Here is a 25870-nt window from a genome sequence, read left to right as displayed (position 1 = left end):
TGGGGGTGGACGGTATAATGCGCGTGCTGCTGGTCGATGATGAGGTGCTTGCCCTCGATCGCCTGAAGGCGCTGTTCGCCAATGTCGACGGCGCCGAAGTCGTCGGCCAGGCGATGACCGGCGAGGAAGCGCTGGAAGCGATCGTCACGCTGAAGCCGGATCTCGTCATCCTCGATATCCAGATGCCCGGCCGCAACGGGCTGCGCACGGCCGCCGACATCGATGTCGATCCGCGGCCGGAGATCGTGTTCGTCACCGCGCACGAACATTATGCCCCCGATGCCTTCGACGTGGATGCCGCCGATTATGTGCTGAAGCCGATCCGCTTCGATCGCCTGCGCCAGGCGGTGGAGCGCGCGCGGCGGCGGCGCGTGCTGAGGGAACAGGCGGAGCGCGTGGACGTGCTGGAGGAGCAGGTGCAGACGCTCCGTTCCAGCGCGGCGGAATCGCGGGACGACGCCGCCTTCTGGATTCCCGAGCGCCACGGCCAGCGCCGCGTGCCGCTGGAGACGATCAACTGGATCGAGGCCGCGCGCGATTATGTGCTGCTGCATACCGAAATGCGCAGCCACATGCTGCGAACGACGATGAGCGCGCTGGAGGAGAAGCTGGCCGGCAGCGGCCTGATCCGCGTCCACCGTTCGGCCTTCGTGCGGCCGGAAAGGGTGATGGAGGTGCGCCGCGCCAACCGTTCGATCGCGCTGGTGCTGGAGGACGGGGCCGAGGTGCAGGTGGGGCCAAGCTATTCGCAGGTCGTGGATTCCGCGCTCGGCCTGAACTGAGGGAACGGGGTTCGCGCGCCCGGAGCCGGCCCCACGCCGGCGCCGGGCGGCGCATATCGCATCAGAGCATCTGGTGCAGCGGCCCCTGCGCGAAGGATGTCGCGGCCGTCACGAACAGGCTGGTCGTGAACAGGGCGGCGAACCAGGTGGCCGCGGTGCGAACATGATTGCTGGTCATTCTATGTCCTTCCCAATGTGATTCCGGTTTTCGGGCACGCGCCCGTCGCGGCTTGGGCATGGCCTGTTCCCGGCCCGGCCCCCGCTTTCCCCGCGGGATCGCCGCCATGCCGATCGATTCCCGTCCGGCGCGGGGGCAGCCATAGGCAGGCGCGCGCCGCATCGCCCCGCACCCGCGACCGCCCCGCGCGGCGGCGCGATGGATGTTCCGGCGAAACGACGAAATCGACGCTTTCATCGACGAAGCCGCGCGCGCCCATGCCGGCGCCCAAAAACCGGCTCCCTCCGACTCCCGAAATGTTCTAGCGCAGGGCCATGACGACGCCCCCGTTCCCGACCGATGCGCTCGCCGCTGCCGAGCGGCTGGCATGGCTGGCTGCCGAGATCGCCCGCCACAATGCGCTCTATCACGACAATGACGCGCCCGAGATTTCCGACGCCGAGTTCGACGCGCTGGTGCGCGAGAATAACACGATCGAGGCGGCCTTCCCGCATCTGGTGCGGGCCGATTCGCCCTCGCGCGCGGTGGGTTCCACGCCGAGCGGGCCGCTCGCCAAGGTGACGCATGCCAAAGCGATGCTGAGCCTCGACAATGCCTTCGCCGACGAGGACGTGGCCGAGTTCGTCGAGCGTATCCGCCGCTTCCTGCGGCTGGCGGACGACGTTCCCGTGGCGATGACGGCCGAACCGAAGATCGACGGCCTTTCCTGCTCGATCCGCTACGAAAACGGCCGCCTCGTCCAGGCCGCCACGCGCGGCGACGGCCAGGTGGGCGAGGACGTGACCCCCAACGTGCTCACCATCGCCGATATCCCGCACCGCCTGCCGGCCGGCGCGCCCGACCTGTTCGAGGTGCGGGGCGAAGTCTATATGGCCAAGGCCGATTTCCGGGCGCTCAACGCCCGCCTGCTGGCCGAGGCGCCCGACCCGGAAAAGGCCCGCCAGTTCGCCAACCCGCGCAACGCCGCCGCCGGATCGCTCCGCCAGAAGGATGCCGCCGTCACCGCCGCCCGGCCGCTGCGCTTCCTGGCCCATGGCTGGGGCGAGGTCTCGGCCCTGCCCGCCGACAGCCAATATGGCGTGATGCGCGCGATCGCCGGCTGGGGCCTGCCGGTTTCCGACGCGCTCGTGCTGGTCGATGGCGTGGCGGCGATGCTCGCCCATTATCGCGCGATCGAGGCGGAACGCGCCGATCTGCCCTTCGACATCGACGGCGTGGTCTACAAGGTCGATCGGCTCGACCTGCAGGAACGGCTGGGCTTCGTCGCCCGCGCGCCGCGCTGGGCCATCGCCCACAAATTCCCCGCCGAACAGGCGCAGACGACGCTGCGCGCGATCGACACGCAGGTGGGCCGCACCGGCAAGATCACGCCTGTCGCCCGGCTGGAGCCGGTGACGGTGGGCGGCGTGGTCGTCACCAACGCCACGCTCCACAATGCCGACGAGATCGAGCGGCTGGGCGTGCGCCCCGGCGACCGCGTGGTGGTGCAGCGCGCCGGCGACGTGATCCCCCAGATCGTCGCCAACCTGACGCGCGAGGAGCCGCGCGCGCCATGGCACTTCCCCACCCAATGCGCCGAATGCGGATCGGCTTTGGCGCGCGAGGAAGGCGAGGTCGACTGGCGCTGCACCGGCGGCCTCATCTGCCCCGCCCAGCGCGTCGAGCGGCTGCGCCATTTCGTGAGCCGCCATGCGCTGGACATCGAGGGGCTGGGCCTCACCCATATCGAGGCCTTCTTCCGGGACGGCCTGATCCATTCGCCCGCCGACATCTACCGCCTCCACGAAAGGCGCGAGGCGCTGATCGCGCGCGAACGCTGGGCCGAAACCTCGGTGGACAATCTGATCCGCGCGATCGATGCGCGCCGGACGCCGCCGCTCGATCGCCTCCTCTTCGCGCTGGGCATCCGCCATGTCGGCGAGGTGACGGCGCGCGATCTTGCCCGGCGCTATTCCACCTGGGAGGCGCTGACCGCGATGATCGACGCCGCCCGCGCCCGCCGCGCGGAGCTGGTGCAGGCGGTGGGCGAGACCGACGAGAAGTTCCGCGCCCGCACCGCCAAGGAACTTGCCGCCATCGTCGAGACGGCCGGCGTCGGGCCGGAGGTGGCGCAGGCGCTGGTCGATTTCTTCGACGAGCCCCACAATCAGGAGGTGCTGGCCGATCTGCTGGCGCAGGTGACGATCGAGCCCGTGATCCACCAGACCCGCGCCTCGGAGGTCAGCGGCAAGACGGTGGTGTTCACCGGCAGCCTCGAAACCATGTCGCGCGACGAAGCCAAGGCCCAGGCCGAGGCGCTGGGCGCGAAGACGGCGGGATCGGTTTCCAGCAAGACCGATCTGGTGGTGGCCGGCCCCGGCGCGGGCTCAAAGCTCAAGAAAGCCGCCGAACTCGGCATCCGCGTGATCGACGAGGCCGAATGGCAGGTGATCGTGGCGGCAGCGGGATAGGTCGCGGCGCAATGCCGCGCCCTTTGGAAGGCGGATAAGCGAAAGGCCGGCGGCCCCCATCCGTCATGCTGAACTTGTTTCAGCATCCATCCATCGACGCACACCAAGCTCGGTTTGGAAAGATGGCGCCCGAAACACGTTCAGGTGGCGATGGGGCGGTGTCCGTGATGGGGCCAAACTCGAACAACTGCCTTCTAAGCGCCCGCATCGATGTCCGCCCCTGCCCCACGCCCGTGCTGGCGCTGCCCCGTTTTCTCCCATAGCCTCGGATAAGGCCGGTCGTCCGAACCGGCCGGGGGGAGACATGCCATGACGATGAAGGAGCTGTTCTACGTCGCGATCGGCCTCGTGGCGATTGCGCTTACCATCTATCCCAACCGCCACCTCCTTTCGCGCCGGGCGGGCGGCGTTTCCGCGCTGGAGGGCTTTTATTACCTGATCGCGATCGCGGCCCTGCTGGTCGGCTGGTATTTCAACTTCCGCTTCATGCGCGAATATGGCGATGAGGCGACCTGGGCCAATTGGGTGCGGCTGCTGTTCGTCAATCCGGCGTCCGCCTCCGGCGGGCAGGACCTGCTGTTCGCCAATGCCGTGCTGTTCATCCCCTGGACGATCGTGGACGGGCGGCGCGCCGGCATGAAATGGAACTGGATCTGGTTCCCGATGAGCGCCGTCACCAGCTTCGCCTTCGCCATGGCCCTGTTCCTGGCGCTGAAGGAACGGCAGTTGCGCTGGAAGGCCGAAGCCTGACGCGGGTGCGCGGGGCCGGGGTTCAGTCCCGGCCCCGCCAGCCTTTGCGCAGATCGTCCAGGTCGTGCGCCCCGCCTTTCTCCAGCGCCCGCCGGTAGGCCGGGCGGGCCTGCATCAGCGCCAGATAGCGGCGGAGCGCGGGATAGGGATCGAGCATGCCGCGCAGCGACGCCGCCTCCACCACGAAGGCGGCCTGGATGTCCGCGCCCGTCAGCGCATCGCCCACCACATGGTCCCGGCCGGAAAGCTCCCGCTCCATGAAGCCGAAATGGCGATCGATCTCGCCATGGATGCGTTCATGGATCGGCGCGCCGGCCGGCCCCAGCATCTCGAGGTAGATGCCCATGATATAGGGCAGCATCACCGATCCCTCGATCAGGTGCATCCATTGGAGATAGCGCACCCAATCGTCGCTGCCGACCGGCGGCCGCAGCCGCCCGCCGCCGTGCACCTCGATCACATATTCGATGATCGCCCCCGATTCGGCGACCACCCTGCCCCCGTCGGTGATGACCGGCGCCTTGCCGAGCCCGTGCAGCCGTTCATATTCCGGCGGAGAAAACAGCCGGTCGCGCCGCTTGTAGCGTTCGATCGCATAATCGAGCCCCAGTTCCTCCATCAGCCAGAGGATGCGGTGGGATCGCGAATTTTCGAGATGGTGGACCGTTATCATCAGGGCCTCCCGCCAGGCGAGCCCGATCATAAGCCCACCCGGCGCCGCCCGTCATGCCGCCATGAAGGCCACCCCCATGATCCGGGCCGCCATTTCCCCTCGCCGCCCGAGGCTGCTACACTCGGGCCCATGGAACTAACGCTGGAACGCCCGCCGGAGGGCGCCGCCGCCGACTGGACGATTGATCAGAACTGGGAACGCTTCACGCCGCAGGAACATGCGGTGTGGGACACGCTGTTCGAACGCCAGGCAAGATTGCTGCCCGGACGCGCCTCCAAGGCGTGGCTGCGGGGGCTGGACGTGCTCAGGCTGTCGCGCCCGGGCATCCCCAATTTCGAGGAGCTTTCCGAACGATTGATGGCCGCCACCGGCTGGCGCGTGGTCGCCGTGCCGGGGCTGGTGCCCGACGACATTTTCTTCGACCATCTCGCCAACCGCCGTTTCGTCGCCGGCAATTTCATCCGCCGCGCCGACCAGCTCGATTATCTCCAGGAACCGGACGTGTTTCACGACGTGTTCGGCCATGTGCCGATGCTCGCCGATCCGGTTTTCGCCGATTATATGCAGGCTTATGGCCAGGGCGGCCTCAGATCGCTGGGCTTCGGCGCGCTGCACAAGCTTGCCCGGCTCTATTGGTATACGGTGGAATTCGGGCTGGTGGAGGAGGAAGGCGCGCTCCGCATCTACGGATCGGGCATCGTATCCAGCCGGGGCGAAAGCCTGTTCGCGCTCGACGATCCCAGCCCCAACCGCATCGCCTTCGATCTCCGACGCGTGATGCGCACCCGCTATCGCATCGACGATTATCAGCAGACCTATTTCGTCATCCCGAGCTTCGAGGAGCTGCTGCGCTGCACGCTGGAGACGGATTTCGCCCCGCTCTATGCCGAGCTGGAGGGGATGGAGGATCTCGATCCCGAAACGGTGCTGGCCGAGGACAGGGTGCTGACGCAGGGCAGCCAGGCCTATGCGCGGAGCCGCCCGCGCGGCTGAAACGGAAGGCCGGCGGTCGAACCGCCGCCGGCCCTTTCCATCCCTTATTCCGCGGCCACCCCGGCGCGGCTGAACATGTCCTCGCCGCCGGCATCCTCATTGGCGGCCGGCCCGTTATGCGCGGCCTTGCGGCGATCGAAGGCGTCCCACACCTCGCCCCAGTTGCCGCGCGTCGCGGCCTTGGAATATTCGGTGGCGCGGGTTTCGAAGAAATTGGCGTGCTCCACGCCGTTCAGCAGCGGGGCGAGCCACGGCAGCGGATGCTCGTCGATCATGTAGATCGGCTTGAAGCCGAGCTGCCCCAGCCGCCAGTCGGCGATGTAGCGGACATATTTCTTGATGTCCTTGGGCGTCATGCCGGGCACCGGCCCCATTTCGAACACCAGGTCGATGAAGGCGTCCTCCAGTCGCACCGTCTTCTGGCACTGGTCGAGAATGTCGTCGCGCACCGCCGGCGTCAGGCAGTTCCGTTCCTTCACGAAGGCGTGGAACAGGCGGATGATGCCGTCGCAGTGCAGGCTTTCGTCGCGCACGCTCCACGACACGATCTGGCCCATGCCCTTCATCTTGTTGAAGCGCGGGAAGTTCATCAGCATCGCGAAGCTGGCGAACAGTTGCAGCCCTTCGGTGAAGCCGCCGAACATGGCGAGCGTGCGGGCGATGTCCTCGTCCGTGTCGACGCCGAACTGGGACAGATAGTCGTGCTTGTCCTTCATCTCCTTATATTGGAGGAAGGCCGAATATTCGGTTTCCGGCATGCCGATCGTATCGAGCAGATGGCTGTAGGCGGCGATGTGCACCGTCTCCATATTGCTGAACGCGGTCAGCATCATCTTGATCTCGGTCGGCTTGAACACGCGGCCATATTTGTCGTGGTAGCAATCCTGCACCTCGACATCGGCCTGGGTGAAGAAGCGAAAGATCTGCGTCAGCAGGTTGCGTTCCGACTGGTCGAGCTTCTGCGCCCAGTCGCGGCAATCCTCGCCCAGCGGCACCTCCTCCGGCAGCCAGTGGAGCTGCTGCTGGCGCTTCCAATATTCGAACGCCCACGGATATTCGAAGGGCTTGTAGGTGCGGGAGGCCTGGAGGAGAGGCATGGTCTTCGTCCCTTCGTCAGTCCCGGCCGGGCCGGGCGGTAATGGCTTGGTCCGCCGAGGGACCGGCAATGGCCGGCGCCTCGGCGCGGAATTCGTGGGCCGCCGTCATCCGGCCCAGGGCAGATAGAGCAGCATCAGCAGCACCACGCCGGACAGCAGCAGGATGATGCCCTTGGCGCGGGCGGAGCTCACTTCCTTCAGCCCCGGAAAATCGGGGTGGCGGCTATGTTCCTCGAACAGCGGGTCGTTCGCGCCGATGCGGCTCTTTATATAGTGATTGTGGCGCGCGGCGTCACGCAGCGTCCACAGGCCGATCACGATGTTGAACACGGCGATCGGCACGATCAGGGTCCAGCCCGGCGCGGTCATCGCTGATTCGCCTTCCGGCCTGTGCCCATATTCCCGACAATCGCGGGCATCCCCGCACCCTTATCCATAGATCGGCCCCGCCAGTTCCGGGCCGCCTGATCCGACGCCGAACGGCTAACCGGATCGAACGCTGCGGCACCCTTTCCGAACATGAAGGCAGCCTATTCAATCGGCCCCGGCATGGCTACCCGGAAAGTGGGCCGTGATCGACAAATCTGGGGATAGTCTCGCAACAGCTTGTGGCCCGGCGGCTAACCGGGCACAATTTATGGGTGAAGCCGCGACATGCGGAAAGCCGGCTTCAAGGCCGGATCGCCACGTCTTCCGCCACGGGATCGGCACCGTAACGATTGGGTCCGCTCGTCCCCGGCAGGCACATGAAATAGAGGATGGCGAAGACGCCGACGACGGGCACGAAACCGATCAGCACCATCCAGCCCGGACGCCCCAGATCGTGGAAGCGGCGGACCTGCACGGCCAGCCCCGGCACGAACATCACCGCCACATAGAGGCCCAGCAGCGGCACAATCACCCCGAGCGTAGCCGGCAGGACGCCGGCCATCCCCCGGAAGAAAATGCCCGACAGCGGAACATAGAAGAGCAAGGCGACAAGGGCGTGGAGGGCGGCGAACATCCAGAATTCCCTGCGGCTCGAACGACCGGTGAAATCGGCATAACGTTTGAGCGGCAGCAGCATCCACTCCATTCCCAACCCCCTGTTTTGGCGACCTTTGCCCGTTATTCGGGCCATCATGCCTCGTGCCGCATCGCCGGAAAGGCGGCCACGCCCGCGCGACGAGCACGCATTTCGGGACTGCGAACGCGCAAGGGCATACGACGAAAATGCCATTTCCTTCGACGAAAGCCCTTTGTCGGGGTGACTCGAAGGCCCTTTGTTCCTATGATGTTCCAAAAGGGAAGCCATGGGCCAGCCGGAACGGCCAGCAGTGACGCGCAAGATCATCCACATCGACATGGACGCCTTCTACGCCTCGGTGGAGCAGCGCGATTCCCCGGAACTGCGCGGCAGGCCGGTGGCGGTGGGCGGTTCCAGCGCGCGGGGCGTGGTGGCGGCCGCCAGCTATGAGGCGCGGCGCTATGGCGTGCGATCGGCGATGCCTTCGGTCACGGCGACGCGCAAATGCCCGGAGCTGGTGTTCGTCCGCCCGCGCTTCGATGTCTACAAGGCCGTTTCGCGGCAAATTCGGGAGATTTTCGCCGAATATAGCGATCTGGTGGAGCCGCTTTCGCTGGACGAAGCCTATCTGGACGTGACGGCCAACCGCCAGCAGCTGCCTTCCGCCACCGCCACGGCGGAAGCCATCCGCGCCCGCATCCTGGCGGAAACCGGGCTCACCGCATCGGCCGGCATCTCCTACAACAAGTTCCTCGCAAAGCTGGCTTCGGACCAGAACAAGCCCAACGGCCAGTGCGTCATCACCCCGGCGCAGGGCGAGGCCTTCGTCGCCGGGCTGGAGGTCGGCCGCTTCCACGGCATCGGCCCGCGCACGGCCGAAAAGCTCAACCGTTTCGGCATCCATACCGGCGCGGACCTGCGGGCGAAGGACGCGGAATGGCTCCGCCGGCATTTCGGCAAGTCGGGCGCCTGGTATCATGCGATCGCGCGCGGGATCGACGATCGGCCGGTGACACCAGACCGGCCGCGCAAATCCAGCGGATCGGAAACCACCTATTTCGAGGATCTCGCCACGGCGGAGGCGGTGGAAAATGGCGTCCGCGCCATGGCGGACGAGGTGTGGGGCTGGTGCGAACGCACGCGGGCCGCCGCGCGGACGGTGACGGTGAAGGTGAAATATGCCGATTTCCAGCAGATCACCCGCAGCCGCACCCTTCCCGCCACGATCGACAGCCAGGCGATGCTGCATGCCGTCAGCGTCGATCTGGTCCGCACCATCTTCCCGCTGGTGAAGAGCGTGCGGCTGCTGGGCGTCACCCTCTCCAATTTCGAGGATGAGCAGTCGGCCGCCCAGGCGCAGCTCGCCTTCGTGCTTTGATCGCAAGCGGCGGGATGCGGGCCTGCCGCGTTCCCGCCAGGGAAGGCCGATGGAACGACGGGACATGACAAGGCATCGGATCGAGGCCATCGACAGGCGGGCGATCGCCGCCGGGCTGGACGGCGGCGGCTGGGCATTGCTGCCCGGCCTGCTCGATCCAGCCGGCTGTGCGGACATGGCGGGGCTGTATGACCGGCCGGCCGGCTTCCGCAGCACGGTGACGATGGCGCGGCACAGCTTCGGCCGGGGCGAATATCGCTATTTCGCTTATCCCCTGCCCCCGCTGGTCGAAACGCTGCGCACGGCCTTCTATCGCCTGCTCGCGCCCATCGCCAATCGCTGGCAGGAACGGATGGGGCTGGCGGCGCGCTTCCCGGAGGAGCATCGCGATTTCCTCGCCCGCTGCCACGCCGCGGGGCAGGCGCGGCCCACGCCGCTGATGCTGCGCTATGGGCCAGGCGATCATAATTGCCTGCATCAGGATCTCTATGGCGAACATGTGTTTCCGCTGCAGGCGGCGATCCTACTTTCGGCGCCGGGCGCGGACTTCACCGGCGGCGAATTCGTGCTGACCGAGCAGCGGCCGCGCATGCAATCGCGGGTCGAGGTGGTGCCGCTGGCGCAGGGCGATGCGGTGGTCTTCGCGGTGAACCAGCGGCCGATCGCGGGCGGCCGGGGCGACTATCGCGTCACGATGCGCCACGGCGTCAGCACCGTCCGCAGCGGCCGGCGGCACATGCTGGGGATCATCCTGCATGACGCGGCCTGAGGAGATGTCGGCCGGCCCCGACCTGTTCGACGCCGAGCCGCGCGATCAGGCGCTAAGCCCCGGCGCGATGGTGCTGGGCGGATTCGCCCGCGACATGGACAGGGATCTGCTTGCCGCGATCGAGGGCGTGCTGGCGGACGCCCCGCCGCGTCACCTCGTCACCCCCGGCGGCCGGCGGATGTCGGTGGCGATGAGCAATTGCGGCCGCGTCGGCTGGGTCAGCGATCGGCGGGGCTATCGCTACGATCTGATCGACCCGGAAAGCGGGCGGCGCTGGCCGGCCATGCCGGATATCTTCACCGATCTCGCCATCCGGGCCGCGGCGGCGGCGGGCTTTGCCGGGTTCGCACCGGATGCCTGCCTGATCAACCGATACGAGCCCGGCGCGCGGCTGTCGCTGCATCAGGATCGCGACGAGCGGGACCGGGCGGCGCCGATCGTCTCCGTCTCGCTGGGATTGCCCGCCACCTTCCTGTGGGGCGGCGAGAAAAGGAGCGACCGGCCGCGCCGGATCAGGATCGTCCACGGCGATGTGACCGTATGGGGCGGGCCGGCGCGGTTCGCCTTCCATGGCGTGGAGCCGGTGGCGGACGGCGCGCATCCACTGACCGGCCGGGCGCGCTACAACCTGACGTTCCGCAAGGTTTTCTGATGCCCGGCCATGCTATCGCGCTATAGCTGGCTGTATATAATGGTCCTTATGATGCGGGGCATGTTCAGATTGGGGAGGCCGGCCATGCAATCCTTTGGGCGCCGGGCGATATTGGCGCTGGCCGGGACATTCGCCCTTGCGGGGTCCCTGGCCCCGGCGGCGATCGCCGCGCCGACCGACGAGCCCGCGATCGCGGCGGCGGCGGACCTCAATGCCGCCCTGCCCCAGATCGCCGATCTGTTCCGCAGGAAGACGGGCCGGACGGTGAAGCTGACCTTCGGCGCATCGGGCAATCTGACCCAGCAGATATTGAACGGCGCGCCCTTCCAGCTCTTCCTTTCCGCCGACGAAAGCTATGTCGCGCGGCTGGCGGAGGCGGGGCGGACGGTGGATGGCGGCACGCTCTACGCCACCGGCCGGATCGGCCTGTTCACGCCCAGGGGATCGCCGGTGAAGGCCGACGGCAGGCTCGCCGATCTCGCCGCCGCGATCCGCGACGGGCGGCTAAGGAAGTTCGCCATCGCCAATCCCGAACATGCCCCCTATGGCCGCGCCGCGCGCGAGGCGCTGACCACGGCGAAGCTGTGGGATGCGATCCAGCCCCGGCTGGTGCTGGGCGAGAATGTGGCGCAGGCCACCCAGTTCGCCACCAGCGGATCGGCCGACGGCGGCATCATCCCGCTTTCGCTGGCGATGACGCCGCAGGTGCAGGCGGCCGGCCGCTTCGCCCTGATCCCGGCCGAATGGCACAAGCCGCTGCGGCAGCGCGCGGTGCTGATGAAGGGCGCGGGCGAGACGGCGCGCGCCTTCTACGCCTTCATGCAGAGCCCGGAGGCGCACAAGCTGCTCGATCATTACGGCTTCACCCTGCCCCGGACGGGCCAAAGCAAGCCGCGCTGAGTGGACTGGACCGCCTTCGCCCTGTCGCTGAAGCTGGCCGGGTGGACGGCGGCGCTGCTGCTGCCGATCGGCCTCGTCGCGTCGCGGGCGCTGGCCTTCCATGCCCGCCGCTCCCGCCCGCTGTTCGAGGCCGCCGTCGCCCTGCCGCTGGTGCTGCCGCCCACAGTGCTGGGCTATTATCTGCTGGTGGCCTTCGGCGGCGCCTCGCCGCTGGGGAAGCTGTGGACCGACCTGTTCGGCCACGGCCTGGCCTTCAGCTTCCACGGCCTGCTGGCGGCATCGGTGCTGATCAACATCCCCTTCGCCGTCCAGCCGATGCAGCGCGCCTTCGAGGCGCTTCCCGCCGACATCCGCGAGGCGGCCTGGGTAAGCGGGCTCACCCCCTGGGCGACCTTCTGGCGGATCGAGCTGCCGCTGGCCTGGCCGGGCGTGCTTTCCGCCTTCGTGCTCACCTTCGCCCATACGCTGGGCGAATTCGGCGTGGTGCTGATGGTGGGCGGTTCGATCCCCGGCGAAACGCGCACGGCGGCGCTGGCGATCTACGATCGGGTTCAGGCGTTCGACAATCAGGCGGCGGGCGCCATGTCCCTCCTGCTCCTCCTGATCTCCATCATCGCCATCCTCATCGTCCACGGCCTCTCCTGCCGGATCGGGCGGCGCCGTGGCTGAGGGGCTCGGCGTATCTCTGGCCATGGCGCGGCCGGTGCCGATCGCGGTGGATTTCACCTGCGCGCCCGGCGAGCTGGTCGCGCTGATCGGCCCCTCGGGCGCCGGCAAGACGACGATCCTGCGCGCGATCGCCGGGCTGGACCGCGCCGCCGCCGGCCGCATCGCCTGCCGGGGCGAAACCTGGCTGGACAGCGCCGCCGGCATCCGCCTGCCGCCGCATCGCCGCCGGGTGGGGCTGGTGTTCCAATCCTATGCCTTGTTCCCGCACCTGACCGCGATCGGCAACGTGGCCGCCGCCATCGAAGGCCGGCCGCGCGGGGAAAGATTGCGGCGGGCGGCCGAGCTGCTGGCGCTCGTCCATCTCGACGGGCTGGNGCAGCGGCGGCCGGCCGAGCTTTCCGGCGGCCAGCAGCAGCGCGTGGCGCTCGCCCGCGCGCTCGCCCGCGAGCCCGAGGCGCTGCTGCTGGACGAACCCTTCTCCGCCGTCGACCGCCGCACCCGCCGGCGCCTGCGCGAGGAACTGGCCGAGCTGCGCGGCCGGGTGCGGGCTCCGATCATCCTTGTCACCCACGACCTCGACGAAGCGACGGCGCTGGCCGACCGGCTGGTGGTGATCGACCAGGGCGCAATGCTCCAACAGGGCCGGCCGGCGGACGTGCTGGCGGCACCGGCATCGGAACGGGTGCGCGCGGCGCTGGACCTGGAAGGATGATCCCCCGCTGGCGGCACCCCTTCCCCCATCATTGACTTGCCCCCCACCCTCCCGCATCAATGCGGGCATGATAACGGCGCGGCAACGGCGACATCGCCATCATTCTGGGCAGCTTCCGGCGCGCATCTAGCCCGGGTCTGACAGCAGGCGCGCGTCCGGCCCAGGCCCGGGACTTTCATTTTCGAAACCGAAAAGCGGCCGCCCGTCCGTGGGCGTGGCCGTCCCGTTCCCATTCCCGAAAAGGCTCCGCCCGTGACCAAGACCGATATCCCGCCGTCAACCCGGCCGCCCCTGCACATCATCGACAGCGAATATGACGCCATCGCCGGCATCGCGATGCGCGCCGAGCATAGCCAGCCGGAGCTGGCCCGCCTGCTGATGGCGGAGCTGGACCGCGCCGAGATATGCGACGCGGCCAGCTTGCCGCCCGACACCGCGGCCATGCATTCGCGCATCAGCTTCATCGACGAGGGCAGCGGCGCGAGCCGGACGGTGGTGCTGGTCTATCCGCAGGAAGCCGATATCGAGGCCGGCAAGATATCGATCCTCACCCATGTCGGCGCCGGGCTGATCGGCATGCGGGCCGGCAGCTCCATCCTGTGGCCGGACCGCGACGGCCGCGAACGGCGGCTGAAGATCGTGCGCATAGAGCGGCCAGCGCCGTGACACGGGGCCGCCGCGGCTGGATGCGGCGCGGCTTCCGCCCGGCCGGCGGGCCAGGCGAACAGGCTCGGGCGGACGATGATGGCGGCCGAGACCCCGCCCCGTGCGATACCGCCGCGCCCGCGCCGGGTGCGGGAGGAGGACCGGAAATCCAGCATTCGCGACATTCCCGCGAGGCTGCTACCATTTCCGTGGAATCGCGGCAGGGAAGCACCACATGAACGCGCCCAGACTTTTCGAGCCGATCGACATTGGCGGGCTGAAACTGGCCAACCGCATCGTCATCGCACCGATGTGCCAATATTCAGCGGTCGACGGCCGCATGACGGACTGGCACCTGATCCACCTCGGCCATCTAGCCCTTTCGGGCGCGGCGCTGCTGACGATCGAGGCCACGGCGGTGCTGCCCGAAGGCCGGATCAGCTATGCCGACGTCGGGCTGTGGGACGACGCGACCGAGCAGGCGATGGCGGAGACGCTGGCGAGCGTCCGCCGCCATTCCGACATGCCGATCGCCATCCAGCTCGCCCATGCCGGGCGCAAGGCATCGACCGACCTGCCCTGGCTGGGCGGTGGGCAGATCGCACCCGGCAACGCCAATGGCTGGCAGACGGTGGCGCCGTCGCCTTATCCCTTCGCCGACGGCGAAAATGCCCCGCTGGCGCTGGACAAAGCGGGTTTGGCGCGGGTGCGCGACGCCTTCGCCGATGCCGCACGCCGGGCGGCCCGCATCGGCATCGATGCGATCCAGATCCATGGCGCGCACGGCTATCTGCTGCACCAGTTCCTCTCGCCGCTGTCCAACCGGCGGGAGGACGAATATGGCGGCAGCCTGGAAAACCGGATGCGCTTCCCGCTCGAGGTGTTCGATGCGGTACGGCAGGCTTTCCCCGCCGACCGGCCGGTGACGATGCGGGTATCGGGCACCGATTGGGTGGCTGGCGGCTGGGATGCGGAGCAGACCATCGCCTTCGCCCAGGCGCTGGAAGCGCGCGGCTGCGCCGCCATCCACGTATCGAGCGGCGGGCTGGACCCGCGCCAGCAGATCCCGGTGGGGCCGAGCTATCAGGTGCCGCTGGCCCGTGCGGTCAAGCAGGCGGTTTCCATGCCGGTCGTGGCGGTGGGGCTGATCACCGATCCCGAGCAGGCCGAGGCGATCGTCGGCACGGGCGACGCCGATCTCATCGCGCTTGCGCGGACGATCCTCTACGATCCCCGCTGGCCGTGGCATGCGGCGGCCCAACTGGGCGCGCGGGTGCATGCTCCCCACCAGTATCTGCGATCCCAGCCCCGGCAATATCGGTCCCTCTTCGATATTGCCGGCAGCGCGGAGAATTGAGGGCCGGCCGTTCCGGCCCCCCTCGCTTCGTCGCCCGTCTTTATCTGGATTTTGTCGGTGCGGCGGCGGAAGCCTTTGGAATGCCGGCCTCCGCATTGAAGGCGGCCCATTTATCCTCGTCGAGATGCTCGGCGAACTTGCCGACTTGCCGGGCCGTATTTTCCTCCGCCATCAATTCCCGCATCGCGATCTGGCCCAGCAGCCCGAAGCTGGTCTCGATGGCGTGAGGGCCATCATATTTCACCGCCTGCACCGCTTCCTTCCGGCAATCGGCGAGCAGCAGACGCTCCACCGTCGCGGCCATCTTCACATCGCTTTCGGCCAGTTCCCGATCAGTGACGTTCACCATCGATTTCAGCGAGGGATTCCCCGACAGCGCCGAGAATATCCAGCGGATCATCGCCGCCTTGTCCTCCGTGGAAGTCTGCCTGACCACGCAACGGTCGAGATCGTCGGAATAGACCGACGCCTGGGCCGCAGGCGCCAGCGCAACCAGCGCGCAGGCGCATGTCGACAGGATCCTGTTCATGAAATTCCCCCAATGATTTGAATGGACATGCAGGCGGCCCCGCCGCTCCCCGGGGGCCGACGCTTCAATAACGGTCGCCCGGATCCTTGATGTCCTCGCCCTTGATGACGGTGAGCTTCTTGCCCGATCCGCTCGATTTCAGGCTGTCCGGCGTGAGGACCACGGTAGTGCCGGGCGCGAGGATGGCAGCGAGACGGGCGCGGAAGCCTTCGGGAACGTGCAGGCGCTTGCGCTCCTCGGGCAGCAGCTCCTGATTGGGCGACACCGTCTGCCCCGGCAGCGGCAATTGCAGCCAGTGATACTGATTGCCCTCGATCGCGCGGAGCGTATAGGCCGTCGTCTCGGCGACAGGCCCGTCGATGGTAATCGGGGTGCGGCCGATCTCCACGCCGTCGCGCAGCACGATGAGCTTGAGGTCCTTGGCGCTGATGACGATCGAGATCGGGCCGGTGGGGGCGAGATTGGGCTCCCATTTGCCGCTATCGCCGTCCGTCGCCACCGTCCCGCCATCGGCGCGCAGGGCATCGGGCGTGGGGGCCACGCGCGGCACCTCCCCGTTCCGGGTGATAACGACGGTGAGGCCGAGCGAGGTGACGCCGTAGAGCTGGCGGGCGAAGGCCATGGGCAGGCGGATGCAGCCGTGCGAGGCGGGATAGCCCGGCAGGCTGCCGGCGTGCATGGCGATGCCGTCCCACGTCAGCCGCTGCATGAAGGGCATCGGCGCATTGTTGTAGAGGTTGGACTTATGGTCCTTCGCCTTCTGAAGGACGGTGAACACGCCGGTGGGCGTTTCATGCCCCTTCTTGCCGGTCGATACGGTGGAAACGCCGATCAGCACGCCGTTGCGATAGACGTAGGCGCGCTGTTTTTCGAGGCTGACGATGATCATCACCGGGCCGTCGGGCGCGACATCGGGCGCCCAGATGAACTGGCCGGGGCGCAGCTTGGCGACGGCCTCCTCCACGCTGCTGCCCGACAGGGCGGCCTGCATGGCACGCGCAACGCCCGGCAGCGTGCCGAGCATCACCGTCCCGCCCGCCAACCATGAGAATGCGCCGCGCCGATCGATCTGGATCATTACCGTCCGTTCCGTTGCCTGCCCGGCCCCGAGCATGGCAAATATCCGGCCCGGACGCTACTGCTTAGCCGGTTTCCCAAGGGCCGGATCAGGCGCGCGGGCCACCCAGAATCACCGCCGCGCCGGCGACGCAGACCAGCCCGCCGAGCAGATCCCACCGATCCGGCCGCGCGCCTTCCACCAGCCACATCCAGCCGATCGCCGAAACGATGTAGATGCCGCCATAGGCCGCATAGGCGCGGCCGGCATGATCGGCCGCCACCAGCGTAAGCAGCCAGGCGAACAGGCAGAGCGAGGCGATGCCGGGGACGAGCCACCAGGCGGGGCGATCCATACGCAGCCAGGCCCAGAAGGCGAAGCAGCCACCGATTTCCGCCAGCGCGGCGCCGATATAGATCAGGAAGGCCATGGCGACCAACCTGCCATCGCGGGGCGGGTCGCGCAACGGCCGGAATTCCGGGACGGACGAATTCGCGCTAGGATGGCGCCATGGATGCCGCCTTGCCGCTTTCGCGCCGCGAAGTGCTGGGCGCCGCCTGCGGCCTCGCGGCGCTGGCGGCTGCGCCTTCCCGCGCGCTCGCCCAGAACGTGCCGGGCCTGTGGAGCATCGGCAGGAACATCCGGCTGGAGCTGCGCGCCGAGGTAATGGCGGCGCTGGCCCGGCACGAACGGCGGATATGGTCCCGCGACGTGATCGGCGTGGTCGATTACGGCCAGCCGTCGAACGTGCCGCGCTTCCACATCGTCAACCTGCTCGCCGGCACCAGCCGATCCTTCCTGGTGGCGCATGGCAGGGGTTCCGATCCGGCCTTCGAAGGGCGGCTCAGGATGTTTTCCAACATGGAGGGCTCGGAGGCCAGTTCGCGCGGGGCCTATCTGATCGGGGAGGCCTATCAGGGCGATCACGGCCTGTCGCGCCGGCTGATCGGGCTCGATCCCACCAACGACAATGCGATGGATCGGGCGATCGTGCTCCATTCCGCCCCCTATGTCGGCCCCGATGTGCTGGCGCGGCAGGGCAAGCTGGGCCGCAGCAACGGCTGTTTCGTGGTATCGCCCGCCGATATCGATGCGGTGCTGGCGGCGCTCGGCCGGGGGCGGCTGCTCTATGCGGGCGCGTGAGAAGTATCGGTAACGCGCGGACTTTTAACGGCCCCCAGCCCTTTATTTCCGGCGCTCTTCATGGTCTATCAACGGCCCATGAAACGATCCATCCGCATGGCCCTGTGCCTTTCCGCCGCTTTCGCCCCCTCCATCCTGGCTCCATCGGCGGCGTCGGCCGCGACGGAGCGGTTCACCGTGATCTTCGGCGGCCGCAATGTCGGCCACCTCAATGCCGACACCGATGGCGACACCACGAAGATCGATTTCGATTATAAGAATAATGGCCGCGGGCCGACCATGGCCGAAACCGTGCGCACCAACGCCGCCGGCCTTCCCGTCGCCTGGACGGTGAACGGCACCACCACCTTCGGCAGCAAGGTGAGCGAGAGCTTCGCGCTGAACGGCAACCGCGCGACCTGGACCGATTCCACCGGCACCGGCAAGGCGACGCTGAAGGAGCCCGGCATCTATGTGGCGCAGGGCGCGAGCCCCTGGGCGCTCGGCCTCTATGCCCGCGCGCTGCTGAAGGATGCGGATCATGCCATGCCGGCGCTGCCGGGCGGCACGCTGCGGCTGGAGAAGGGCGAGGCGTTGCAGATCGCCGGCACGGCGGGCACCGTCGCCGTCACCGCTTATGAGGTGGGCGGGATCGACCTCAACCCCGATACCGTGCTGATCGACGGCGATGGCGGCATGTTCGGCTATGTCACGCCCGAATTCATCATCATCCGCGAAGGATATGAAGGCGAGGAGAAGCGCCTGCGCGGGCTCGCCGCCAAATGGTCCACCGATCGCTACGTGGCGATGCAGAAAGAGGTGGCGCACCATTATGGCGCGCCGGTGCGCATCACCAATGTCCGCCTCTACGATCCCAAGACGCTGACCCTGACCGCGCCGGTGGCCGTGGTGGTGAACGGGCGCGAGATCGCCGCCGTCGAGCCCGCCGACAGCCCCGCCACTCCCGGCGAGGTGACGATCGATGGCGCCGGCGGCACGCTGGTGGCCGGCATGTACGAAATGCACGCCCATATCGGCCAGGACGATGCGCTGCTGAACCTGATCGCCGGCATCACCTCCGTCCGCGACATGGGCAACGACAATGCCGTGCTGGACAAGCTGATCGACCGGATCGAAGGCGGCGTGATCGCCGGCCCGCGCGTGGTGCGCAGCGGCTTCCTGGAAGGGCGCACCAAGTTCAGCGCCAATAACGGCATCGTCGTGGAGAATGAGGCGCAGGCCGTGGATGCGGTGCGCTGGTATGCCGCGCGCGGTTACTGGCAGATCAAGGTCTATAACAGCATGAACCCGGATTGGGTGCCCGCCGTCGTGGCCGAGGCGCATCGTCTGGGCCTGCGCGTCGCCGGGCATGTCCCCGCTTTCTCCACCGCCGATGCGATGATGGAAGCCGGCTATGACGAGATGACCCACATCAACCAGTTCATGCTGGGCTGGGTGCTGAAGCCGGGCGAGGATACGCGATCGCTGCTGCGGCTGACGGCGCTGAAGCGGCTGGAGACGCTCGATCTCAACAGCGCGCCGGTGCAGCACACCATCGGCCTGATCACCAGCAAGAAGCTGCCGATCGACGTGACGCTGGGCATCCACGAGCAGTTGACGCTCAACCGCGACGGCCAGGTGCCGCCGGGCGCCGTCGACTATATCGATCACATGCCGATCGGCTACCAGCGCAGCGCGCGCAAGGCGTGGGTCGATACCTCCGCGCCGGGCGACGACAAGGCCTATCGCGCGGCGTTCGAGAAGATCATTGCCACCGTGAGGATATTGAACGATCGCGGCGTGATGCTGATCCCCGGCACCGACACGGGCGGCGCCTTCACCTATCATCGCGAGTTGGAGCTGTTCCAGCGCGCGGGCATGACGCCGGCCCAGATCGTCAGGCGCGCCACCTGGGACATGGCCCATTATCTTGGGCAGGACCAGCGGCTGGGATCGATCGAAAAGGGCAAGCTGGCCGATTTCTTCCTGATCCCCGGCGATCCGACCAAAGACCTGAAGGCGATCAAGACCATCGGCATGGTGGTGAAGGATGGCGTGTTCTACTATCCGAGCGAGGTCTATCCCAAGTTCGGTATCAAGCCTTTCGCCCCTGCCCCCAAGGTGACGCCGGCGGCCGCGACGCCCGTGGCCGATCGCTGATCCATCGATAATATCGGGACTTAGCCAAGACATGTATTCCAAGCTGAAGATGCTGCCGCTGGTGCTGGCGGCGACCACCGCCCTTGTTGCCCCCGCCGCCGCGATCGAGCGGAGCGCGCCCGAGCCGGCTTACCTGACCGACACCATCCCCGCGCCCAAGGACGTGGCCTATCCGGGCACGATGGTGCTGAACGTGGACGCGACCGATATCGATCGCGCCATATTGCGCGTGAAGCAGGCAATCCCCGTGGCGGAAGCCGGGCCGATGACGCTGCTTTTCCCGAAATGGCTGCCCGGCAAGCACGGCCCGCGCGGCGAGATCGAGAAGCTGGCCGGCCTGAAGATCATGGCCGGCGGCAAGGTGCTGCCCTGGCGGCGCGACAATCTGGACGTCTACGCCTTCCACATCGACGTGCCCCAGGGCACGAGCCAGCTGGACGTGAGCTTCGAGTTCCTGGGCGCCACGAACAAGCCCCAGGGCCGCATCACCATCACCCCGGCGATGATGAACATCCAGTGGGAACAGGTTTCGCTCTACCCCGCCGGCTATTTCACCCGCCGCATCCCGATTTCGGCGACCGTGACCTATCCCGATGGCTGGAAGGCCGCATCCGGCCTGCCTTCCACCGCGACGGGATCGACCTACCGCTACGAGACGACGGATTATGAGACGCTGGTCGACTCCCCGGTCTTCGCCGGCAAATATTTCCGCCAGGAACGGCTTTCGCCGCGCGTGCGGCTGAACATCGTTGCGGACGAGGCCAAATTCCTGGAAGCCAAGCCCGAGCAGATCGAGGCGCACCGCAAGCTGGTGGATCAGGCGGTGAAGCTGTTCGGCGCCCAGCATTATGACAATTACGAATTCCTGCTGGCGCTGACCGACAAGATGGGCGGCATCGGCCTGGAGCATCATCGCAGCTCCGAAAACGGCGTGAACCCGGAATATTTCACGGAATGGAACAAGGGCCCCGGCCGCCGCAACCTGCTGCCCCATGAATTCACCCATAGCTGGAACGGCAAGTTCCGCCGGCCTGCCGGCAACTGGACGCCCGATTTCAACACGCCGATGAACGACGACCTGCTGTGGGTCTATGAAGGGCAGACGCAGTTCTGGGGCTATGTGCTGGGCGCGCGTTCGGGCCTGTTCACCAAGCAGGAGACGCTGGACGCGCTGGCCGCCATCGCCGCCAACCTGGATATCCGCCGCGGCCGCGACTGGCGGGCGCTGCAGGACACCACCAACGATCCGGTCATCACCGCGCGTTCGCCCAAGGGCTGGGTGAGCTTCCAGCGATCCGAGGATTATTACAACGAAGGCATGCTGGTGTGGCTGGAGGTGGACAGCCTGCTGCGCGCGCAATCGGGCGGCCGCAAGTCGATGGACGATTTCGCCCGCGCCTTCTTCGGCCAGAAGGATGGCGACTGGGGCATCGACACGTTCGAGTTCAAGGACGTGGTGGCGACGCTGAATTCGATCGTGCCCTATGACTGGGATGCCTTCCTGACGACCCGGCTGGGCGAGAAGGCCAAGGGCGCGCCGTTCAACGGCTTTGTCAACGGCGGCTATCGCCTCACTTATGTCGACGAGCCGACGCCCTTCATCAAGGACCAGGAACGCACGTCGAAGGCGATCGACCTCAGCTATTCGATCGGGCTGACCAGCAAGGGCGGCGAGATCACCCAGGTGATCTGGGACGGCCCCGCCTTCAACGCCGGCCTCGCCATCGGCAGCAAGATCCTGGCGGTGGACGGCATGGCCTATTCCGACGACCGCCTGAAAGAAGCGATCCGCGCGGCCAAGGGCGGCAAGGAACCGATCCGCCTGCTCGTCCAGTCCGGCGACCGTTTCCGCGACATCGCCATCGAATGGAATGGCGGCCTGCGCTATCCGAAGCTGGAAAAGACGGGCAGCGGCACCGGCACGCTGGACCTGCTGCTGACCGCGCGGAAGTAAGCGTCGTCAGCCCTTCCCTCGGGGGAAGGCTGCGGCGGCGGGCGGGGCGTCCGATGGACGGCCCCGCCCACGCCCTTTACGGAAAGCAGGCTTCTTTCAGGCCCTGTCGCCGCGCCATGGCCTTTCACCCGTGGGCGGCGCCTTTCCGCCTCATGGCGCCAGCAAGTGGCGGACGAGCGGCGGGTCTGTGCCGATGTGGAACTGGTTGACGGCCGCCTGATCGAGCCGGTCCGCCTGCGTCACCCGTTCATGCTGGCGGAGATGTTCCAGCCAGCTTTCGAGGACAAAGCTTTCGAGCATGATGCCGGGCTGGGCCGCATCCTCGTTCAGGCACCAGTTGAGCGCCCCGTCCCGCCGGCGAATGCGGCGCATCTCCTGCATGGCCCGCACGAATTCAGCCTTGCGCGCTGGATCGATCCGATATTCCACCGTCACCATCACCGGCCCGCGATCGGGCGCGGGGTCCTCGGCGACGATTGGCGCCGGCCAGTGCGAGGAAGGCGCGAGATCGCGGCTCTCGCCCCCGATCCGCCAGCGCAGCGCCAGCAGCAACGCCACCACCAGCCCGGCAGCGGCGATGACCAGCGCGAGCGGAATGCCGATGCGCCCCGCCAGCCAGCCCCAGAAGGTGCTGCCTGCCGCCATCGCCCCCTGGAAGACGACGAGATAGACGGCGAGCGCGCGGGCCTTCACCCAGGCCGGCACCGCCATCTGCGCCGCGACATTGAGCGCGGAGAGCATGGCGATCCAGGCGAGACCGGCGATTGCCATCACCAGGCAACCGACCGCGAAGCTGCCCGTCTTCGCCAGCCCGAGCATGGCGACGGCGAACAGGATCGCCGCCAGCACCGTCAGCTGGTTGGATGGGATCAGCCGGCGCAGGCGCGGCAGCAGCAGCGCGCCCGCGATCGCGCCCGCGCCCATGAAACCCAGCAGGCCGCCATAGCCGGTCGGGCCAAGCCCCAACTCGCGCCGGGCGATGATCGGCAGGAAGGCCCAGAGCGCGCTGGCGAAGGGAAAGAAACCCAGGCAGCGGACCAGCACCGTCTGCAACTCCGGCGACTGGCGGGCATAGCGCCCGCCCGCCCGGAGCGCGCCGAAGAAACGTTCGGCCGGCAGCGTCGCGGCCTGGGCTTCCCGTTTCCATGCGAACAGCACCCCCAGCACGCCCAGCACCGACACGGCATTGAGCGCGAACACCGCCGGCGGCCCGGCCATGGCGATGATGACCCCGCCCAGCGCCGGGCCGATGGCGCGGGCGATGTTCACTCCCAGGCTGTTGAGCGCGACCGCATCGGCCAGCGCGGGGCGCGGCACCAGTTCGGGCACGATCGCCTGGAAGGCGGGCGCGCTGAGCGCCGCCCCGGTCGCGAGCGCGAAGGTGAAGGCGAGCAGCAGGGCGGGCGTGGTGAGCCCCGCGAAGGTGATCACCGCGAGCAGCCCGGCCGCGATCAGCACCCATAGCTGGGCGCCGATCAGCAGGCGGCGGCGATCGACGATATCGGCGAGCGCCCCGCCCGGCAGCGCGAAGAGGAACATCGGCAGCGTCGTCGCGGCCTGGACGAGGGCGACCATCAGCGGCTCCGCCGACAGCGACGTCATCAGCCAGCCGGCGCCGACATCGTGCATCCACGTGCCGACATTGGAGACGACCGTGGCGATCCACAACGCCCGGAACATGGGATAGCCGAGCGGGCGGCCGCCTTCCTCCCTGGCCTGCCCGCTCATCGTGCCGCGCGCCCGCGTTCGGCGAGGATCGCAGCCAGCATGAAGCCGCCGACCAGGCCGATATGTTCTAAAAAGCTGTTGCGATCGTGGAAGCGGGCGACGGGATCGGCGACCGTCCAGAAGGGATGGCCGATCAGGGTGGCGATGATCGTGAACACGCCGAGCGCGCCGGCCGCGAGCCACACCCAGCGCCCGGCGACCAGCAGCAGGGACGCGCCGACCTGGACGAGGATGGTGGTCGCGACGACCAGCCCGGCCGGCTCCAGCCCGAAATGGCGCGCTTCGCCCAGCGCGCCGGGCAGATCGAACAGCTTGGCGAGGCCGCTCATCCAGTAAGGCAAGGTGAGCAGCGTGCAGGCGAGCGTGGTGAACCAGCGGCTGGCGAGCAGCTCGGCGATGGGAGCGGGCGCCGCCATCAGACCGCCCAGCAACCGCAGCCGAGCGTGCCCCAGAAGGACTGGACATCCGCTGTGGGGATATCGGCGGCGAGGGCAGCGGCATGATCGTGGCCATGGACATTGCAGGTGCTGGCGCAACCACAGGCCGACGCCAGCTTCGCCGCCTGTTCGGGACGGCGATAATAGCCGCCGAAGGTGGCGACCGGCGACCAGTCCGGCATCGGCTTCGGCAGGGGTGGCGCGAGATCGCGATATTCGCCGGCGCCGTGCACCACCTCGCCCCCCAGCAATGTCAGGACGGATTCGATATGGGCGATCCCGTCCTCCGGCACGCTGAAATAATCATCGCTCAGCAGCACGAGATCGGCGAGCTGACCGACCTTCACCTGCCCCTTTTTGCCCTGCTCGTTGGAGAACCAGCTATTCGCTTCCGTCCACAGCCGGAGCGCGGTTTCGCGGTCCAGCCGGTTGGCGGGCGGATAGAGCCGGAGCCCGCCCACCGTCTTCGACGTCACCAGCCAGGAAAGCGAGACCCACGGATTGTAGCTCGCCACCCGCGTCGCATCGGTGCCGCCGCCCACCGGCAGGCCCGCCGCCATCATCCGCCTGATCGGCGGCGTCCGCTCCGCCGCCCTGGCGCCGTAGCGCTCGACGAAATATTCGCCCTGATAGGCCATGCGGTGCTGCACGGCGATGCCGCCGCCAAGCGCCGCGATGCGATCGATATTGCGGTCGCTGATCGTCTCGGCATGGTCGAAGAACCAGTGGAGGCCGTCGAACGGAATGTCGCGATGGACCTTCTCGAACACATCGAGCGCGCGGCTGATCGTCTCATCGTAAGTGGCGTGGAGCCGCCACGGCCAGCGATTTTCGACCAGCAGGCGGATGACGGGCTCCAGGTCGCCTTCCATATTGGGCGGCATATCCGGCCGGGCGACGCGGAAATCCTCGAAATCCGCGGCCGAATAGACCAGCATCTCGCCGGCGCCGTTATGGCGATAGCTGTCGTCCCCCTGCCCCGGATTCACCGTTTTCGCCCAGCCCGCGAAATCGNCCAGCTCCTCCTTCGGCTTCTGGGTGAAGAGGTTGTAGCTGATGCGCAGCGTCAGCTCGCCGTCCGCATGCAGCTTCTCGATGATCGCATAATCTTCCGGGTAATTCTGGTATCCGCCGCCCGCGTCGATCACGCCGGTCACCCCCAGCCGGTTCATCTCGCGCATGAAATGGCGGGTGGAGTTGACCTGATATTCGGGCGGCAGCTTCGGCCCCTTGGCCAGCGTCGCGTAGAGGATCGTCGCATTGGGCTGGGCCAGCAGCAGCCCCGTCGGATTGCCGGCGGCGTCGCGCACGATCTCGCCCCCCGGCGGGTTGGGCGTATCCCTGGTATAGCCCACCACCCTGAGCGCCGCCGCGTTGAGCAGCGCGCGATCGTAAAGGTGGAGGATGAACACCGGCGTATCGGGGGCGACAGCGTTCAGCTCGTCGATCGTCGGCAGCCGCTTTTCGGCGAACTGATGCTCGGTGAAGCCGCCGACCACGCGCACCCATTGGGGGGCTGGCGTATTGTCCACCTGCCGCTTCAGCATCCGCATTGCCTCGGCCAGGCTCGGCACCCCGTCCCAGCGCAGCTCCAAATTGTAATTCAGCCCGCCACGGATGATGTGCATGTGGCTGTCGATCAGGCCGGGTATCGCCCGGCGCCCGCCGGCATCGATCACCGCCGCGTCCGGTGCCGCCGCCGCGCGCACATCCGCGGCACTGCCCACGGCGGCGAAGCGCCCGTCCCGGATCAGCACGGTATCCGCCTGCGGGTTGGCGCGATCCAGGGTGGTGATCTTCGCATTGGTGACGATGAGATCGGACATGGTTTTCCTCCCGGAAGCGCGGGAACGGGCGGCCAGGGGCGCCCCG

Annotated in this window: 25 protein-coding genes; 15 read left to right on the top strand and 10 right to left on the bottom strand. The window is 67.7% G+C overall.

Annotated features, from left to right (window positions below; all coding sequences use genetic code 11):
* Positions 1-17 precede the first annotated feature (17 nt).
* The 3 genes from BHE75_RS08010 to BHE75_RS07995 all read left to right on the top strand — a co-directional run bounded on the left by BHE75_RS08010 (position 18) and on the right by BHE75_RS07995 (position 4160).
* Positions 18-782, top strand: coding sequence for a LytR/AlgR family response regulator transcription factor (locus BHE75_RS08010; protein ID WP_015460057.1), 765 nt, complete (start codon positions 18-20; stop codon positions 780-782).
* A gap of 492 nt (positions 783-1274) precedes the next feature.
* Positions 1275-3410, top strand: a complete 2136-nt coding sequence (ligA, locus tag BHE75_RS08000) for an NAD-dependent DNA ligase LigA (RefSeq protein WP_070933561.1) — start codon at positions 1275-1277, stop codon at positions 3408-3410.
* Positions 3411-3719: 309 nt separating this feature from the next.
* Positions 3720-4160 (top strand): DUF2834 domain-containing protein, encoded by a 441-nt coding sequence (locus BHE75_RS07995; protein ID WP_015460054.1) that lies wholly within the window; start codon positions 3720-3722, stop codon positions 4158-4160.
* A 22-nt stretch (positions 4161-4182) separates the two neighbouring features.
* Here BHE75_RS07995 and BHE75_RS07990 read toward each other — a convergent pair whose 3' ends face one another.
* A complete protein-coding gene (locus BHE75_RS07990; RefSeq protein WP_070935619.1) occupies positions 4183-4833 on the bottom strand; it encodes a glutathione S-transferase family protein in 651 nt (216 codons plus the stop codon).
* A 129-nt stretch (positions 4834-4962) separates the two neighbouring features.
* Here BHE75_RS07990 and phhA point away from each other — a divergent pair, with 129 nt between their 5' ends.
* The gene (phhA, locus tag BHE75_RS07985) at positions 4963-5826 is read left to right on the top strand and encodes a phenylalanine 4-monooxygenase (protein WP_070933560.1); all 864 of its coding nucleotides are present in this window, start codon (positions 4963-4965) and stop codon (positions 5824-5826) included.
* 44 nt (positions 5827-5870) lie between these two features.
* Here phhA and BHE75_RS07980 read toward each other — a convergent pair whose 3' ends face one another.
* From BHE75_RS07980 to BHE75_RS07970, 3 genes are all read right to left on the bottom strand, one after another.
* Entirely contained in the window at positions 5871-6923 is a 1053-nt protein-coding gene (locus BHE75_RS07980; protein ID WP_015460051.1) for a ribonucleotide-diphosphate reductase subunit beta, read from the bottom strand.
* Between the two features lie 105 nt (positions 6924-7028).
* Positions 7029-7292, bottom strand: a complete 264-nt coding sequence (locus BHE75_RS07975) for a hypothetical protein (RefSeq protein ID WP_015460050.1) — start codon at positions 7290-7292, stop codon at positions 7029-7031.
* Between the two features lie 301 nt (positions 7293-7593).
* On the bottom strand, positions 7594-7998 hold the full coding sequence (locus BHE75_RS07970; RefSeq protein WP_070933559.1) for a DUF805 domain-containing protein: 405 nt from the start codon (positions 7996-7998) through the stop codon (positions 7594-7596).
* 217 nt (positions 7999-8215) lie between these two features.
* On the opposite strand from BHE75_RS07970, the gene dinB reads away from it, so the two are divergent.
* From dinB to BHE75_RS07930, 8 genes are all read left to right on the top strand, one after another.
* Positions 8216-9307, top strand: coding sequence for a DNA polymerase IV (gene dinB / locus BHE75_RS07965; protein ID WP_015460048.1), 1092 nt, complete (start codon positions 8216-8218; stop codon positions 9305-9307).
* Between the two features lie 64 nt (positions 9308-9371).
* Positions 9372-10076, top strand: a complete 705-nt coding sequence (locus BHE75_RS07960) for a 2OG-Fe(II) oxygenase (RefSeq protein WP_070933558.1) — start codon at positions 9372-9374, stop codon at positions 10074-10076.
* On the top strand, positions 10063-10728 hold the full coding sequence (gene alkB, locus BHE75_RS07955; protein ID WP_217494716.1) for a DNA oxidative demethylase AlkB: 666 nt from the start codon (positions 10063-10065) through the stop codon (positions 10726-10728). Before BHE75_RS07960 ends, alkB begins: the two co-directional genes overlap by 14 nt.
* Before the next feature lie 84 nt (positions 10729-10812).
* Positions 10813-11628 (top strand): molybdate ABC transporter substrate-binding protein, encoded by an 816-nt coding sequence (gene modA, locus BHE75_RS07950; RefSeq protein ID WP_070933557.1) that lies wholly within the window; start codon positions 10813-10815, stop codon positions 11626-11628.
* Positions 11629-12297 (top strand): molybdate ABC transporter permease subunit, encoded by a 669-nt coding sequence (gene modB, locus BHE75_RS07945; RefSeq protein WP_070933556.1) that lies wholly within the window; start codon positions 11629-11631, stop codon positions 12295-12297. It begins immediately after the preceding gene.
* Between the two features lie 22 nt (positions 12298-12319).
* Positions 12320-13009 carry an ATP-binding cassette domain-containing protein gene (locus BHE75_RS07940; protein ID WP_070933555.1) on the top strand — a complete coding sequence of 230 codons (690 nt, stop codon included), beginning with the start codon at positions 12320-12322 and terminating at the stop codon, positions 13007-13009.
* Positions 13010-13261: 252 nt separating this feature from the next.
* Entirely contained in the window at positions 13262-13675 is a 414-nt protein-coding gene (gene rnk / locus BHE75_RS07935) for a nucleoside diphosphate kinase regulator (RefSeq protein WP_070933554.1), read from the top strand.
* Between the two features lie 214 nt (positions 13676-13889).
* Positions 13890-15011 (top strand): NADH:flavin oxidoreductase/NADH oxidase, encoded by a 1122-nt coding sequence (locus tag BHE75_RS07930; RefSeq protein ID WP_070933553.1) that lies wholly within the window; start codon positions 13890-13892, stop codon positions 15009-15011.
* 40 nt (positions 15012-15051) lie between these two features.
* Here BHE75_RS07930 and BHE75_RS07925 read toward each other — a convergent pair whose 3' ends face one another.
* The 3 genes from BHE75_RS07925 to BHE75_RS07915 all read right to left on the bottom strand — a co-directional run bounded on the left by BHE75_RS07925 (position 15052) and on the right by BHE75_RS07915 (position 17027).
* Positions 15052-15540: a hypothetical protein gene (locus BHE75_RS07925; RefSeq protein WP_070933552.1), complete on the bottom strand. Its 489-nt coding sequence runs from the start codon at positions 15538-15540 to the stop codon at positions 15052-15054.
* Positions 15541-15604: 64 nt separating this feature from the next.
* Positions 15605-16618, bottom strand: coding sequence for a L,D-transpeptidase (locus tag BHE75_RS07920; protein WP_070933551.1), 1014 nt, complete (start codon positions 16616-16618; stop codon positions 15605-15607).
* Positions 16619-16706: 88 nt separating this feature from the next.
* Positions 16707-17027: a YnfA family protein gene (locus BHE75_RS07915; protein ID WP_070933550.1), complete on the bottom strand. Its 321-nt coding sequence runs from the start codon at positions 17025-17027 to the stop codon at positions 16707-16709.
* Positions 17028-17107: 80 nt separating this feature from the next.
* On the opposite strand from BHE75_RS07915, the gene BHE75_RS07910 reads away from it, so the two are divergent.
* The 3 genes from BHE75_RS07910 (at position 17108) to BHE75_RS07900 (ending at position 21833) form a co-directional block, all read left to right on the top strand.
* Positions 17108-17740 carry a murein L,D-transpeptidase catalytic domain family protein gene (locus tag BHE75_RS07910; RefSeq protein WP_070933549.1) on the top strand — a complete coding sequence of 211 codons (633 nt, stop codon included), beginning with the start codon at positions 17108-17110 and terminating at the stop codon, positions 17738-17740.
* Between the two features lie 78 nt (positions 17741-17818).
* Positions 17819-19879, top strand: coding sequence for an amidohydrolase family protein (locus tag BHE75_RS07905; protein WP_254684394.1), 2061 nt, complete (start codon positions 17819-17821; stop codon positions 19877-19879).
* Positions 19880-19910: 31 nt separating this feature from the next.
* Entirely contained in the window at positions 19911-21833 is a 1923-nt protein-coding gene (locus tag BHE75_RS07900) for a M61 family metallopeptidase (protein ID WP_191225163.1), read from the top strand.
* A gap of 150 nt (positions 21834-21983) precedes the next feature.
* Here the strand turns inward: BHE75_RS07900 and BHE75_RS07895 are convergent, their stop codons facing one another.
* From BHE75_RS07895 to BHE75_RS07885, 3 genes are read right to left on the bottom strand one after another with little or no spacing between them, the layout of a single operon-like run.
* The gene (locus tag BHE75_RS07895) at positions 21984-23561 is read right to left on the bottom strand and encodes an MFS transporter (RefSeq protein WP_070933548.1); all 1578 of its coding nucleotides are present in this window, start codon (positions 23559-23561) and stop codon (positions 21984-21986) included.
* A complete protein-coding gene (locus tag BHE75_RS07890; protein WP_070935611.1) occupies positions 23558-23977 on the bottom strand; it encodes a DoxX family protein in 420 nt (139 codons plus the stop codon). Before BHE75_RS07890 ends, BHE75_RS07895 begins: the two co-directional genes overlap by 4 nt.
* Complete coding sequence (locus BHE75_RS07885; protein WP_070935610.1) at positions 23977-25824, bottom strand: amidohydrolase; 1848 nt, start codon at positions 25822-25824, stop codon at positions 23977-23979. The genes BHE75_RS07890 and BHE75_RS07885 overlap by 1 nt, the downstream gene beginning before the upstream one ends.
* Between the last annotated feature and the right edge of the window lie 46 nt (positions 25825-25870).

Origin of the sequence: Edaphosphingomonas haloaromaticamans, from assembly GCF_001853345.1 — a bacterium.
Classification (GTDB): Bacteria; Pseudomonadota; Alphaproteobacteria; order Sphingomonadales; family Sphingomonadaceae; genus Sphingomonas_E; species Sphingomonas_E fennica.
The sequence above is the reverse complement of the archived record's forward strand: the minus strand, read 5'-3'. Positions and strand labels throughout refer to the sequence as shown.